Genomic DNA, 12,705 nt, shown 5'->3' with positions numbered 1-12,705 from the left:
GACGTTGAGCGTGGTCAGGTTCTGGCGGTTCCGGGCTCCATCACTCCGCACACCAAGTTCGAGTGCGAAGTGTACGTACTGAGCAAGGAAGAAGGCGGTCGTCATACTCCGTTCTTCAAGGGCTACCGTCCGCAGTTCTACTTCCGTACCACCGACGTAACCGGTTCCTGTGAACTGCCGGAAGGCGTGGAAATGGTTATGCCGGGTGACAACGTGAAGATGAGCGTTACCCTGATCGCTCCGATCGCCATGGAAGATGGCCTGCGCTTCGCGATCCGCGAAGGCGGCCGTACCGTTGGTGCCGGCGTGGTCTCCAAGATCATCGAGTAATCTGCTCGCTTGATCCTGAAAAAGGGGCTGAACCATCAGCCCCTTTTTCTGTTTCAGTCGCAAAGTCTGCCCGACCTGGTCACACAGCATAGCTGTTGACAGGGTTGGGTATTATGCATACAATGCGGCTCCTTTTTTTGAAGGTCGGCTAAACAGTAGCTGCTACGAGTGGAGTTTGGTGCATCATGCAAAGCCAAAAAATTCGAATTCGGTTGAAGGCGTTTGATTATCGCCTGATCGACCAGTCCACGCAGGAGATCGTCGATACCGCCAAGCGGACCGGCGCTCAGGTGCGTGGCCCGATTCCTCTGCCGACGCGGAAGGAAAAGTACACAGTATTGATCTCTCCGCACGTCAACAAGGACGCGCGCGATCAGTATGAAATTCGTACGCATAAGCGTCTGCTCGACATCGTTGAGCCGACGGAGAAGACAGTGGATGCTCTGATGAAGCTGGACCTGGCAGCAGGTGTAGACGTTCAGATCAGCCTCGGCTAATACCGCCCGGTATTAGTCTGTGTAACTGTCATAAGGCCATAGAGGGTGCGAGCCCCGTACACTTAAGAGGTGAAACATGGCAATTGGTGTTGTCGGTCGCAAGGCCGGTATGACCCGTATTTTTACGGAAGACGGGCAAGCGCTGCCCGTAACGGTAATTGAGGTTGAGCCCAACCGCATTACCCAGCTGAAAACTCTTGAAAGCGATGGTTATCGCGCCGTGCAGGTTACTGTCGGCAGCCGTCGTTCCTCTCGTGTAACCAAGGCGGAAGCAGGTCACTTTGCCAAGGCGGGTGTTGAAGCCGGTCGTGGCGTGTGGGAATTCCGTCTGGCGGATGGTGAAGGTGAAGATCTGGCTGCTGGCAGCGAGATCACTGCCTCTGTCTTTGAAGATGGCCAGATGGTTGATGCCACCGGTCAGTCCAAGGGTAAGGGCTTCCAGGGTGGTGTTAAGCGCTGGAACTTCTCCATGCAAGACGCGACTCACGGTAACTCCCTGTCCCACCGTGCACCGGGTTCCATCGGTCAGAACCAGACCCCGGGCAAGGTATTCAAGGGCAAGAAGATGGCGGGCCAGATGGGTAACGCACAGGTCACCGTGCAGAACCTGAAGATCGTCCGTGTCGACGCCGAGCGCAACCTGCTGCTGGTAAGTGGTGCCGTCCCCGGCGCAACTGGCGGCGACGTTGTCATCAAGCCTGCAGTCAAAGCCTGAGGAGCGGTGCGATGGAATTGACAATTACTGGTAGCGGCAAGGGGATCTCTGTTTCCGACGCTACGTTCGCCAAAGATTTCAACGAGTCCCTGGTTCACCAGGTGGTCACTGCCTACATGGCGGCTGGCCGTCAGGGTACCAAGGCTCAGAAGACACGTTCCGAAGTCAGTGGTGGTGGCAAGAAGCCCTGGCGTCAGAAGGGCACCGGTCGTGCCCGTGCGGGCACCATTCGTAGCCCGATCTGGCGTTCTGGTGGTGTGACTTTTGCTGCCAAGCCCCGCGACTTTGAGCAGAAGGTCAACCGTAAGATGTACCGTGCGGCCATGCGCTCCATTTTCTCGGAGCTGGTGCGCCAGGAGCGTCTGGTGGTGGTTGACGACATGAACGTCGAAAGCCCGAAGACCAAGGCCTTCAATGCCAAGCTGAAGGACATCGGTGTGTCCAACGCGCTGATTCTGTCAGACAACGTCGAGCAGAACCTGCACCTGGCTTCCCGCAATATCCCCCATGTGGATGTTCGTGATGTTGCAGGCCTGGATCCGGTCAGCCTGGTTGCCTTCGAGAAAGTCGTGGTGACTGTTCCCGCTCTGAAGAAGATCGAGGAGATGCTGGGATGAATCAGGAACGTATTTACAAGGTCCTGCTGGGACCTCACGTATCAGAGAAAGCGTCTCTGGCGGCAGAGCGTGGTCAGGTGGTTTTTCGTGTAGCGCCTGATGCAACCAAGCCGGAGATCAAGAAAGCCGTTGAGCAGCTGTTCAACGTCACCGTAGAAGGTGTTCAGGTTCTGAACCGCAAGGGTAAGCTCAAGCGCACTATCCGCGGATTCGGCAAGCGTAATGACATTCGTAAGGCTTACGTAAAGCTGGCAGAAGGTCAGGACATCGATTTTCTGGATGTGGAATAAGGTAAAGGGGTCGTAATATGCCGATCGTCAAAACCAAACCAACATCTGCCGGACGCCGCCACGTTGTAAAGCTTTACAACCCGGATCTGCACAAGGGGCGCCCCTACGAGCCGTTGGTAGAAACTCTGAGCAAATCGGGTGGTCGTAACCATTTCGGTCGCATCACCACCCGCCACATTGGTGGTGGCCACAAGAAGCACTACCGTGTAATCGATTTCAAGCGGACCAAAGATGGTATCCCGGCGGTCATTGAGCGCCTGGAATACGATCCGAACCGCTCTGCGCACATCGCACTGCTGAAGTACGCCGATGGCGAGCGTCGTTACATCATCGCTCCCAAGGGCATGCGGATTGGTGACCCGGTGCGCTCCGGTATCGACGCGCCGATCAAAGTGGGTTCCACTCTGCCGCTCCGGAACATTCCGGTCGGTTCCGTGATCCACTGCGTCGAACTCAAGCCTGGCAAAGGTGCCCAGCTGGCTCGCTCCGCGGGCGCATCCGTACAGCTGGTTGCTCGGGAAGGTGCGTATGCCACCATCCGCCTGCGCTCAGGTGAAATGCGAAAGGTGCTTGTAGACTGCCGTGCCACGCTGGGAGAAGTCTCCAACAGCGAGCACAGCCTCAAGCAACTTGGTAAAGCGGGTGCATCACGTTGGCGCGGCAAACGGCCAACAGTACGTGGTGTTGCTATGAACCCAGTTGACCACCCGCATGGTGGTGGTGAAGGGCGTACCTCTGGCGGACGTCACCCGGTTACTCCGTGGGGTGTTCCGACCAAAGGGCATAAGACTCGTAAGAACAAGCGTACTGACAAGATGATAGTACGTCGTCGTTCGGCCAAGTAAACGACTACATAGAGGTAATTTGCTGTGCCACGTTCTTTGAAGAAAGGTCCTTTTATAGACCTGCATCTGTTGAAGAAGGTCGAGGCAGCTCTGGAAGCTAACGACAAGCGGCCCATTAAAACCTGGTCCCGCCGGTCAACAGTCTTTCCGGAGATGGTAGGCCTGACCATTGCAGTCCACAACGGCAAGCAGCACGTGCCGGTTTATGTCACCGAAGATATGGTGGGTCATAAGCTGGGTGAGTTCGCGGCAACGCGTACTTATCGTGGTCATGCGGCCGACAAGAAAGCTAAACGCTGATTCTGAGGTAATAGAAATGGAAGTAGCAGCCAAGTACAAGGGCGCTCGCCTCTCAGCTCAAAAAGCGCGTCTTGTCGCTGACCAGGTACGCGGCAAGGCTGTTGAGGACGCCCTGAACATTCTGACTTTCAGCCCGAAGAAGGCAGCGGTCGTGATCAAGAAAGCTCTTGAGTCCGCCATTGCCAACGCTGAGCACAACGAAGGTCTGGACGTAGATGATCTGCGGGTTTCCACTGTGATGGTGGATGAGGGCCCGACGCTCAAGCGAATCAAAGCTCGAGCCAAGGGGCGCGCTGACCGTATTTTCAAGCGCACCTGTCATATCACCGTCAAGGTCGCCGACAAGTAGGAGATGCTCAGATGGGTCATAAAGTAAATCCGACCGGCATTCGCCTGGGTGTGATCAAAGAGCACAACTCAGTCTGGTATGCCGACAAGAAGGAATACTCCAAGAACCTCCTGAATGATATTCAGGTTCGCGAGTTCCTGGACAAGCGTCTGGTTAAGGCGTCTGTCAGCAAGATTGTGATCGAGCGCCCGGCTCAGAACGCCCGGATCACGATCCATACAGCCCGCCCCGGTATTGTTATCGGCAAGAAGGGCGAAGATGTTGACCGTCTGCGTCGCGAAGTGAGCGACATGATGGGTGTGCCGGTGCACATCAACATCGAGGAAGTCCGCAAGCCGGACCTGGATGCCCGCCTGGTAGCGCAGAACGTTGCCGGTCAGCTCGAGCGTCGTGTGATGTTCCGTCGCGCCATGAAGCGCGCCGTTCAGAACGCCATGCGTCAGGGCGCCAAGGGTATCAAGATCCAGGTTGGCGGTCGTCTTGGGGGTGCTGAAATCGCACGTTCCGAGTGGTATCGCGAAGGTCGTGTACCTCTGCACACACTGCGTGCAGACATTGATTACGCAACCTACGAAGCGCATACCACCTACGGCGTAATCGGCGTCAAGGTATGGATCTTCAAAGGTGAGATTCTTGGTGGTATGGAGCAGGTCCGTGCTGACAAGAAAGCCTCTGGGAAGAAAGGTTCTAAGTAAAGGGGCACTCTTATGCTGCAACCAAAACGCACCAAATTCCGCAAGGTAATGAAAGGCCGTAACACCGGTCTTGCTCACCGCGCCAACAAGGTGAGCTTCGGTGAATACGGATTGAAGGCGACCAGCCGTGGGCGTATAACTGCGCGCCAGATTGAGGCAGCGCGTCGTACCATGACTCGTCGTATCAAGCGGGGCGGTAAGATCTGGATCCGGGTATTCCCGGACAAGCCGATCTCAAGCAAGCCGCTTGAAGTTCGAATGGGTAAAGGTAAGGGTTCTGTCGAGTATTGGGTGGCTGAAATCCAGCCAGGCCGCATGCTCTACGAGATGGAAGGTGTTGCTGAAGACGTAGCACGCGAAGCCTTCACTCTCGCTGCGGCCAAACTGCCGGTACAGACCACCTTTGTAACGAGGACGGTGATGTGATGAAAGCAACAGAGCTGCGTGAAAAGTCAGTCGAGGAGCTGAACCAAGAGCTGATCGACCTCCTGAAGGAGCAGTTCAACCTGCGCATGCGTAAGGCGACAGGTCAGCTGAATCAGTCTCACCTTCTCGGCAAGGTGAAGCGCGACATCGCTCGCGTGAAAACAGTATTGAACGAAAAGGCAGGACAGTGACATGACCGAAGCTACCCAAACTGCCAGAACTCTGAGCGGGAAGGTCGTGAGCAACAAGATGGACAAGTCCATCGTGGTTCTGGTCGAGCGTCAGGTGAAGCACCCGCTGTACGGCAAGTACATGAAGCGCTCTACCAAGATCCACGCTCACGATGAGAGTAATCAGTGCAACATCGGTGACACTGTAACGATCCAGGAAACCCGTCCGGTCTCCAAGACCAAGAGCTGGGCTCTGGTGGAAGTTACCGAACGTGCATCCAAGGTGTAATTCGCCCGGAGAACAACCATGATTCAGACTCAAACAATGCTTGAAGTCGCGGACAACAGTGGTGCACGTCAGGTTCAGTGCATCAAGGTCCTGGGCGGTTCACATCGGCGTTATGCCAGCGTTGGGGATATCATCAAGGTGACCGTCAAGGAAGCCATTCCCCGCGGTAAGGTGAAAAAAGGCCAGGTCCTGAAAGCTGTGGTCGTGCGCACCCGCAAGGGTGTACGTCGTCCAGACGGATCCCTGATCCGCTTCGACGGTAACGCGGCGGTACTTCTGAACAATCAGGACGCACCGATTGGTACCCGTATCTTCGGACCGGTTACCCGTGAACTGCGTAATGAGAAGTTCATGAAAATTATCTCACTGGCACCCGAAGTACTTTAAAGGACCAGAGGCCGGTTATGAAAAAGATTAAACGAGATGACGAAGTAATCGTCACCACGGGCAAAGACAAAGGCAAACGTGGTAAAGTCCTGAAGGTTCAGGATGATGGCCGAGTGCTTGTTTCTGGCATCAACATGATCAAGAAGCACACTAAGCCGAACCCGATGCTGGGCACCCCGGGTGGCATCGTCGAGAAAGAAGCACCTATCCAGGTTTCAAACGTGGCTATCTTTAATCCGCAGACCGGCAAAGCCGATCGTGTCGGCTTTCAGGTGAAGGAAGACGGCAGCAAAGTGCGGATCTTCAAGTCCACGAACGAAGCTGTCGATAACCAGTAAGCGGTGGTGGTTACGATGCTAAACAGTAAAGAGCAATACAGTCAGGAAGTGGTACCCGCCCTGCAGAAAGAGTTCGGCTACAAGAACGTGATGCAGGTCCCGCGTATCGAAAAGATCACCCTGAACATGGGTGTCGGTGAAGCGGTTGGTGACAAGAAGCTGATTGAGAATGCCGTGGCGGATCTTGAGCGCCTGGCAGGTCAGAAGCCGGTTGTCACCAAGGCGCGTAAGTCCGTTGCGGGTTTCAAAATCCGTGAAGGCTGGCCTATCGGCTGCAAGGTTACCCTGCGCGGCGAGCGTATGTGGGACTTCTTTGATCGTCTGGTTCACATTGCGGTTCCCCGCATTCGTGACTTCCGCGGTCTGAACCCCAAGTCCTTCGACGGGCGCGGTAACTACAGCATGGGTGTGCGTGAGCAGATCATTTTCCCTGAGATCGAGTACGACAAGGTCGACAAGATCCGCGGTCTGGATATCACCATCACCACCACTGCCGGTACCGATGATGAAGGTCGCGAACTGCTGAAAGCCTTCGGCTTTCCGTTCAAGAAATAAGGAACGAGAGACATGGCTAAGGTTTCCATGAAACAGCGTGAGCTCAAGCGCGAAAAGACGGTTGCCAAATACGCAGCCAAGCGTGCCGAGCTCAAGGCGATTATCAAGAACCCGAATACCAGCGACGACGAGCGTTGGGATGCGCAGATGAAGCTGCAACAGCTTCCTCGCGATGCGTCTCCTTCGCGTCTTCGTAATCGTTGCCAGGTGACTGGTCGTCCCCACGGCGTTCTGCGCAAGTTCGAGCTTTCACGGATCAAACTCCGTGAATACGGCATGCGCGGTGACGTTCCGGGCCTGACCAAGGCAAGCTGGTAAGATAGGCAGCCTGACTTCGGTCAGGTGCCTGTTGGTAAGCGGTGCGGCAAGCCGCTGCACAACTAAAAAGATCAGGAGCCTCATACCAATGAGTATGCAAGACACGCTTGCGGATATGTTTACCCGTATCCGTAATGCCCAGATGGCATCCAAAGCAGACGTTACGATGCCGTCTTCAAAAATGAAGGTCTCCGTGGCCCAGGTCCTGAAGGACGAAGGCTACGTTGAGGATTTCTCTGTTTCAGCTGACGCGAAGCCCGAGCTGACCATCACTCTGAAGTATTTCGGCGGCAAGCCGGTTATCGAAGAGATCAAGCGGGTCAGCCGTCCGAGTCTGCGCCAGTACAAAGGCGCTGGGGAACTGCCGAAAGTATCCGGTGGTCTGGGAGTCGCGATTGTCTCAACGTCCAAGGGCGTTATGACAGACCGCGCCGCACGTGCTGCAGGCGTGGGTGGCGAAGTCATCTGCACCGTATTCTAGGAGATACACATGTCCAGGGTTGCCAATAATCCTGTCGTGCTGCCTTCCGGTGTTGAGGTTAAGCTGAACGGACAGGAAATTAACGTGAAGGGCTCCAAGGGAGCGCTTCAAATCACCATTCACCAGGCGGTTGAAGTAAAGCAGGAAGAAAACGTTCTTCGCTTTGAAGCCCGCAATGGTGCCAAACAGTCCCGTGCTCTTGCTGGTACGACCCGTGCTCTGGTTAACAACATGGTCACCGGCGTTTCTACAGGTTGGGAGCGCAGGCTTATGCTGACGGGCGTAGGTTACCGTGCCCAGGCGCAAGGTAAGAAGCTCAACCTGACACTGGGTTTTTCTCACCCGGTCGAGTACGAGCTGCCCGAGGGTGTTACCGCCGAGACTCCGTCCAACACGGAAGTCGTGATTCGCGGTATCGACAAGCAACAGGTTGGCCAGGTCGCTGCGGAAATCCGCGCGTTCCGTCCGCCCGAGCCTTATAAGGGCAAGGGTGTTCGTTATGCGGATGAGCAGGTCAGACGCAAAGAAGCCAAGAAGAAATAAGGCGGGACTATGAGCGCGAATAACGAAAGATTGCGTCGCGCACGCAAAGTGCGCATGAAGATCCGTGAACTGGGTACCGATCGTCTGTGCGTTCACCGCACTCCGCGTCATATGTACGCCCAGGTCACTACCGCAGACGGCAGCAAAGTGCTGGCCTCTGCCTCCACGTTGGATAAGGAACTGCGCCAGGGCGCTACCGGTAACGTGGATGCTGCCAAGAAGGTTGGTCAGCTGATCGCTGAGCGTGCCAAGGCAGCTGGCGTTGAGAAGGTAGCGTTTGACCGTTCCGGTTACCGTTATCACGGTCGCGTCCAGGCTCTGGCCGACGCAGCCCGTGAAGCTGGCTTGCAATTCTAAGAGGTGGAGAAGATGAGCGTTAACGAACAGAAGGCGCCTGAGCTCCAGGAGAAGCTGGTTCAGGTCAACCGTGTCGCCAAGGTTGTAAAGGGCGGCCGTATTTTCGCCTTCACCGCACTGACCGTAGTGGGTGATGGTAAAGGTCGCGTTGGCTTCGGCCGTGGTAAGGCCCGGGAAGTTCCGGTAGCCATCCAGAAGGCCATGGAAGCTGCACGTAAAAACATGGTGGATGTGGCGCTTGACGGCACCACTCTTCAGTACCCGGTCCGGGCGCAGCATGGTGGCTCCAAGGTCTACATGCAGCCTGCCTCCGAAGGTACCGGAATCATCGCCGGTGGTGCGATGCGTGCGGTCCTGGAAGTCGCGGGTGTGCAGAACGTACTGTCCAAGTGTTACGGGTCTACCAACCCGGTGAACGTGGTACGTTCCACTATCAAGGGTCTCCAGGCCATGAAGGCGCCTGAGGACGTTGCAGCCAAGCGCGGTAAATCCGTGGAAGATATTCTGGGTTGAAGTCATGGCGAACGCGAAAACAATCAAAGTTACACTGACCCGCAGCCCTATCAGCTGCCAGCCCAAGCACAAGCTGTGCGTGAAGGGCCTGGGTCTTCGTAAAATCGGTCAGACCGTGGAACTGGAGGACACTCCTTCCATCCGCGGCATGATCAACCGGGTGAATTACCTGGTACGGGTTGAGGAGAACTAAGATGCGTCTGAACGAACTTGCTCCAGAACCCGGTTCACGTCCCGACGGCAAACGCGTTGGTCGTGGTATCGGTAGCGGTCTCGGCAAAACCGGCGGCCGTGGTCACAAGGGTCTGAAGTCCCGTTCCGGTGGTTCCGTAGCTCCCGGTTTCGAGGGCGGTCAGCAGCCTCTGGCCCGTCGTCTGCCGAAGTTTGGTTTCACTTCCCGTCAGCAGCGTTATGTTGCCGAAATTCGTCTGAATGAACTGGCGAAGGTTGAAGGCGACGTGGTTGATCTGGAAGCCCTGAAAAAGGCTGATGTGATCCGTGAAGAGATCCGTGAAGCCAAGGTTATCCTGTCTGGCGAGCTGAGCCGGGCGGTAACTGTGAAGGGCCTGCGGGTCACCAAAGGCGCACGCGAGGCAATTGCTGCAGCGGGCGGTAAAGTCGAGGACTAAGGCGAGTCGAGGACTAAATGGCCAAGACAGCATCATTGCCTACGGGCGCGGGTAAAGGACTTGCAGAGCTGCGTTCGCGGCTCTGGTTCGTCTTCCTGGCATTGCTGGTGTACCGGATCGGTGCCCATATTCCGGTGCCGGGTATCAACCCCGACCGTCTGGCGGCACTGTTCGAGCAGAATCAGGGCACGATCCTGAGTATGTTCAACATGTTTTCCGGTGGTGCGCTTGAGCGCATGAGTATCTTCGCACTCGGCATCATGCCGTACATCTCGGCCTCCATTATCATGCAGCTCATGACTGCGGTCAGTCCGCAGCTTGAGCAGCTGAAGAAGGAAGGCGAAGCGGGTCGTCGCAAGATCAGTCAGTACACAAGGTACGGGACTGTGATCCTGGCCCTGGTGCAGGGCGCTGGTATTTCTGTGGGGCTGGCATCCCAGGGTGTCACCTTTAACGATAGCTTCAGCTTCCACTTTGTGGCGGTGGTCTCGTTCGTGAGCGGTGCCGTGTTCATGATGTGGCTGGGTGAGCAGATCACCGAGCGCGGCGTCGGCAACGGCATATCGCTGTTGATCTTTGCCGGTATCGTGGCTGGATTGCCGGGTGCAATCGGTCAGACACTTGAGCAGGCACGTAACGGCGAGATGAGCCTTCTGGTGGTTCTCGGGATCGGCATCCTGGCTGTAGCGGTTATCGGCTTTGTGGTGTTCATGGAGCGTGGCCAGCGTCGTCTGACCATCAACTATGCCAAGCGGCAGCAGGGGCGTCGGGTGTTTGCCCAGCAGTCCAGCCATTTGCCGCTGAAGGTGAATATGGCGGGTGTGATTCCGCCCATCTTTGCCTCTTCCATCCTGCTGTTCCCGGCATCGATCGGGCAGTGGTTTGGCCAGGGTGAAGGCATGGAGTGGTTGAGCGACGTTTCGCAGGCTCTGGCACCGAGTCAGCCTCTGTACATTATCCTGTTCGCAGCAGCAGTGGTATTCTTCTGCTTCTTCTACACAGCGCTGATGTACAACCCGAAAGAAGTCGCGGATAACCTCAAGCGCTCAGGAGCGTTTATTCCGGGCATCCGTCCGGGCGAGCAGACCGCCAAGTATATTGACGGTGTGCTGACCCGTTTGACGCTGTTCGGCGCAATGTACATTGCGGCAGTGTCCCTGTTCCCTCAGTTCCTGATGGTGGCAGGGAATGTACCCTTCTATCTGGGCGGTACGTCACTGCTGATTGTGGTAGTCGTGGTGATGGATTTCATGGCGCAGGTACAGTCGCACCTGATGTCCCATCAGTATGAATCACTGATGAAGAAGTCCAATCTCAAGGGCTATGGACGGAACGGGTAATACCGTTCCCCTTGAAAACTGGAGTCGACAATGAAAGTACGCGCTTCGGTAAAGAAAATTTGCCGTAACTGCAAAGTAATTCGTCGCAATGGCTCGGTCCGAGTCATTTGCACGGAGCCTCGTCACAAGCAGCGCCAGGGCTGATTCCCAAGGGAACCACTCCTGACATTGCAAAAGGGGTTCGGAATGATGGCGCTTGACTCGGAAGCGGGTCAGGCGCTATTATTTCGCGCCCTTTTTGTGGCGGAAAATTCACACAGCAAAGCTTTGAACGCGGAGTAATTTGGATGGCACGTATAGCCGGTGTCAATATACCCGATAACAAACATGCTGTTATCTCGCTGACCTACATCTTCGGTGTTGGCAAGACAACAGCCCAGAAGCTTTGCGACGCAACCGGTGTCAAGCCGGACCTTAAGGTCAAGGACCTGAGCGACGAGCAGCTTGAAGCACTTCGTACTGAAGTGGGCAAGTTCACCGTCGAAGGCGACCTGCGTCGTGAAGTACAGATGAACATCAAGCGTTTGAAGGATCTCGGTTGCTTCCGTGGTCTGCGTCACCGTCATGGCCTTCCGGTCCGTGGCCAGCGCACCAAGACCAACGCCCGCACCCGTAAAGGTCCTCGCAAACCTATTCGCAAGTAACAGGTAGGCAAACATGGCAAAGCCAGGTACACGTACCCGTAAAAAGGTGAAAAAGACGGTTGTTGATGGCGTCGCGCACATTCACGCGTCCTTCAACAACACTATCGTGACCATTTCGGACCGTCAGGGCAACGTCCTGTCCTGGGCCACCTCCGGTGGTTCCGGTTTCCGCGGCTCACGTAAGAGTACACCTTTTGCTGCGCAGGTAGCAGCTGAAAGAGCCGGTAATGCGGCTGCTGAATACGGCCTTAAAAACCTGGACGTAGAGGTTAAGGGTCCTGGGCCCGGACGTGAATCTGCAGTTCGCGCGCTGAACGCGTGTGGCTACAAGATCACCAACATCACTGATGTGACGCCGATTCCCCATAACGGCTGCCGTCCGCCCAAGAAGCGCCGCGTCTAACACAGGAGACAGTGAAATATGGCTCGTTATATAGGCCCGAAGTGCAAGCTGTCTCGTCGTGAAGGGACAGATCTTTTTCTGAAGAGCGGCGTTCGCGCGCTCGATTCCAAGTGCAACATCGAGACTCCGCCGGGTATGCACGGCGCGCGTCGCGGTCGTCTGTCCGAGTACGGCGTACAGCTTCGTGAGAAACAGAAAGTCCGTCGTATCTACGGCGTGCTTGAGAAGCAGTTCCGCAACTACTACAAAGAGGCTGCCCGTCTGAAGGGTGCAACCGGTGAAAACCTGCTGCAACTTCTGGAAGGTCGCCTGGACAACGTTGTATATCGCATGGGCTTTGGTTCTACCCGTGCAGAAGCCCGTCAGCTCGTCTCTCACAAGGCGATCCTGGTCAACGACAAGTCGGTAAACATTCCGTCTTATCAGGTCAAGCCGGGTGACGTTGTGAGCGTGCGTGAAAAGGCCAAGAACCAGCTGCGCGTCAAAGGCGCTCTGGATCTGTCTGCCAGCCGCGCACCGGTAAGCTGGGTAGAGGTTGACGCCAACAAGATGTCCGGCGTTTACAAGTCAGTGCCTGAGCGTACTGAACTGCCGGCCGACATCAACGAGAACCTCATCGTCGAGCTTTACTCCAAGTAAAGCCCAGTAAGCAACGATAGCAGATAGGGGCGTCT

At 55.9% G+C, this 12,705-nt stretch carries 27 protein-coding genes; all 27 read left to right on the top strand.

The window, feature by feature from the left end:
- Positions 1 to 330: EF-Tu C-terminal domain-related protein (locus MD273_RS16960; protein WP_502846071.1), on the top strand; the 330-nt coding region annotated here is incomplete at its 5' end.
- A gap of 185 nt (positions 331 to 515) precedes the next feature.
- Positions 516 to 827 carry a 30S ribosomal protein S10 gene (rpsJ, locus tag MD273_RS16955; RefSeq protein WP_004580743.1) on the top strand — a complete coding sequence of 104 codons (312 nt, stop codon included), beginning with the start codon at positions 516 to 518 and terminating at the stop codon, positions 825 to 827.
- A 76-nt stretch (positions 828 to 903) separates the two neighbouring features.
- Positions 904 to 1,542, top strand: a complete 639-nt coding sequence (rplC, locus tag MD273_RS16950) for a 50S ribosomal protein L3 (RefSeq protein WP_239038979.1) — start codon at positions 904 to 906, stop codon at positions 1,540 to 1,542.
- Positions 1,543 to 1,553: 11 nt separating this feature from the next.
- Positions 1,554 to 2,159, top strand: coding sequence for a 50S ribosomal protein L4 (gene rplD / locus MD273_RS16945; RefSeq protein WP_092005415.1), 606 nt, complete (start codon positions 1,554 to 1,556; stop codon positions 2,157 to 2,159).
- Complete coding sequence (gene rplW / locus MD273_RS16940; RefSeq protein WP_008174862.1) at positions 2,156 to 2,449, top strand: 50S ribosomal protein L23; 294 nt, start codon at positions 2,156 to 2,158, stop codon at positions 2,447 to 2,449. Before rplD ends, rplW begins: the two co-directional genes overlap by 4 nt.
- A gap of 17 nt (positions 2,450 to 2,466) precedes the next feature.
- On the top strand, positions 2,467 to 3,294 hold the full coding sequence (gene rplB / locus MD273_RS16935) for a 50S ribosomal protein L2 (RefSeq protein ID WP_239038978.1): 828 nt from the start codon (positions 2,467 to 2,469) through the stop codon (positions 3,292 to 3,294).
- A 24-nt stretch (positions 3,295 to 3,318) separates the two neighbouring features.
- Positions 3,319 to 3,594 carry a 30S ribosomal protein S19 gene (gene rpsS / locus MD273_RS16930; protein ID WP_007154011.1) on the top strand — a complete coding sequence of 92 codons (276 nt, stop codon included), beginning with the start codon at positions 3,319 to 3,321 and terminating at the stop codon, positions 3,592 to 3,594.
- A 16-nt stretch (positions 3,595 to 3,610) separates the two neighbouring features.
- On the top strand, positions 3,611 to 3,943 hold the full coding sequence (rplV, locus tag MD273_RS16925; protein WP_008940674.1) for a 50S ribosomal protein L22: 333 nt from the start codon (positions 3,611 to 3,613) through the stop codon (positions 3,941 to 3,943).
- A gap of 11 nt (positions 3,944 to 3,954) precedes the next feature.
- A complete protein-coding gene (gene rpsC, locus MD273_RS16920) occupies positions 3,955 to 4,638 on the top strand; it encodes a 30S ribosomal protein S3 (RefSeq protein WP_008174872.1) in 684 nt (227 codons plus the stop codon).
- Between the two features lie 12 nt (positions 4,639 to 4,650).
- Positions 4,651 to 5,064 (top strand): 50S ribosomal protein L16, encoded by a 414-nt coding sequence (gene rplP, locus MD273_RS16915; protein WP_008940676.1) that lies wholly within the window; start codon positions 4,651 to 4,653, stop codon positions 5,062 to 5,064.
- Positions 5,064 to 5,255 (top strand): 50S ribosomal protein L29, encoded by a 192-nt coding sequence (gene rpmC, locus MD273_RS16910; RefSeq protein WP_091706143.1) that lies wholly within the window; start codon positions 5,064 to 5,066, stop codon positions 5,253 to 5,255. Before rplP ends, rpmC begins: the two co-directional genes overlap by 1 nt.
- Position 5,256: 1 nt before the next feature.
- Entirely contained in the window at positions 5,257 to 5,523 is a 267-nt protein-coding gene (gene rpsQ / locus MD273_RS16905) for a 30S ribosomal protein S17 (RefSeq protein ID WP_092005427.1), read from the top strand.
- Positions 5,524 to 5,541: 18 nt separating this feature from the next.
- The gene (gene rplN, locus MD273_RS16900; protein WP_008940679.1) at positions 5,542 to 5,910 is read left to right on the top strand and encodes a 50S ribosomal protein L14; all 369 of its coding nucleotides are present in this window, start codon (positions 5,542 to 5,544) and stop codon (positions 5,908 to 5,910) included.
- 17 nt (positions 5,911 to 5,927) lie between these two features.
- Positions 5,928 to 6,248: a 50S ribosomal protein L24 gene (rplX, locus tag MD273_RS16895; RefSeq protein ID WP_239038977.1), complete on the top strand. Its 321-nt coding sequence runs from the start codon at positions 5,928 to 5,930 to the stop codon at positions 6,246 to 6,248.
- A 15-nt stretch (positions 6,249 to 6,263) separates the two neighbouring features.
- Entirely contained in the window at positions 6,264 to 6,803 is a 540-nt protein-coding gene (rplE, locus tag MD273_RS16890; RefSeq protein WP_239038976.1) for a 50S ribosomal protein L5, read from the top strand.
- A 12-nt stretch (positions 6,804 to 6,815) separates the two neighbouring features.
- A complete protein-coding gene (rpsN, locus tag MD273_RS16885) occupies positions 6,816 to 7,121 on the top strand; it encodes a 30S ribosomal protein S14 (protein ID WP_092005436.1) in 306 nt (101 codons plus the stop codon).
- Between the two features lie 88 nt (positions 7,122 to 7,209).
- Positions 7,210 to 7,602, top strand: a complete 393-nt coding sequence (gene rpsH / locus MD273_RS16880; protein ID WP_008940683.1) for a 30S ribosomal protein S8 — start codon at positions 7,210 to 7,212, stop codon at positions 7,600 to 7,602.
- Positions 7,603 to 7,611: 9 nt separating this feature from the next.
- Positions 7,612 to 8,145: a 50S ribosomal protein L6 gene (gene rplF, locus MD273_RS16875; protein ID WP_239038975.1), complete on the top strand. Its 534-nt coding sequence runs from the start codon at positions 7,612 to 7,614 to the stop codon at positions 8,143 to 8,145.
- Between the two features lie 9 nt (positions 8,146 to 8,154).
- Positions 8,155 to 8,502 carry a 50S ribosomal protein L18 gene (gene rplR / locus MD273_RS16870; protein WP_113864163.1) on the top strand — a complete coding sequence of 116 codons (348 nt, stop codon included), beginning with the start codon at positions 8,155 to 8,157 and terminating at the stop codon, positions 8,500 to 8,502.
- A 12-nt stretch (positions 8,503 to 8,514) separates the two neighbouring features.
- Positions 8,515 to 9,015 carry a 30S ribosomal protein S5 gene (gene rpsE / locus MD273_RS16865; protein WP_023010932.1) on the top strand — a complete coding sequence of 167 codons (501 nt, stop codon included), beginning with the start codon at positions 8,515 to 8,517 and terminating at the stop codon, positions 9,013 to 9,015.
- Positions 9,016 to 9,019: 4 nt separating this feature from the next.
- Complete coding sequence (gene rpmD / locus MD273_RS16860; protein WP_008940687.1) at positions 9,020 to 9,208, top strand: 50S ribosomal protein L30; 189 nt, start codon at positions 9,020 to 9,022, stop codon at positions 9,206 to 9,208.
- A gap of 1 nt (position 9,209) precedes the next feature.
- Positions 9,210 to 9,644, top strand: coding sequence for a 50S ribosomal protein L15 (gene rplO, locus MD273_RS16855; protein WP_239038974.1), 435 nt, complete (start codon positions 9,210 to 9,212; stop codon positions 9,642 to 9,644).
- 17 nt (positions 9,645 to 9,661) lie between these two features.
- A complete protein-coding gene (secY, locus tag MD273_RS16850; RefSeq protein ID WP_239038973.1) occupies positions 9,662 to 10,984 on the top strand; it encodes a preprotein translocase subunit SecY in 1,323 nt (440 codons plus the stop codon).
- A 30-nt stretch (positions 10,985 to 11,014) separates the two neighbouring features.
- The gene (gene rpmJ / locus MD273_RS16845; protein ID WP_004580765.1) at positions 11,015 to 11,128 is read left to right on the top strand and encodes a 50S ribosomal protein L36; all 114 of its coding nucleotides are present in this window, start codon (positions 11,015 to 11,017) and stop codon (positions 11,126 to 11,128) included.
- Positions 11,129 to 11,271: 143 nt separating this feature from the next.
- Positions 11,272 to 11,628, top strand: a complete 357-nt coding sequence (rpsM, locus tag MD273_RS16840) for a 30S ribosomal protein S13 (RefSeq protein WP_239038972.1) — start codon at positions 11,272 to 11,274, stop codon at positions 11,626 to 11,628.
- A gap of 13 nt (positions 11,629 to 11,641) precedes the next feature.
- A complete protein-coding gene (gene rpsK, locus MD273_RS16835) occupies positions 11,642 to 12,031 on the top strand; it encodes a 30S ribosomal protein S11 (RefSeq protein ID WP_007153992.1) in 390 nt (129 codons plus the stop codon).
- 18 nt (positions 12,032 to 12,049) lie between these two features.
- A complete protein-coding gene (gene rpsD / locus MD273_RS16830; protein ID WP_239038971.1) occupies positions 12,050 to 12,670 on the top strand; it encodes a 30S ribosomal protein S4 in 621 nt (206 codons plus the stop codon).
- The last annotated feature ends 35 nt before the right edge of the window (positions 12,671 to 12,705 follow it).

This window comes from Marinobacter sp. C7 (assembly GCF_022343555.1).
Classification (GTDB): domain Bacteria; phylum Pseudomonadota; class Gammaproteobacteria; order Pseudomonadales; family Oleiphilaceae; genus Marinobacter.
Note: the sequence above shows the minus strand (reverse complement) of the source record. Positions and strands in the feature narration are given on the sequence as shown.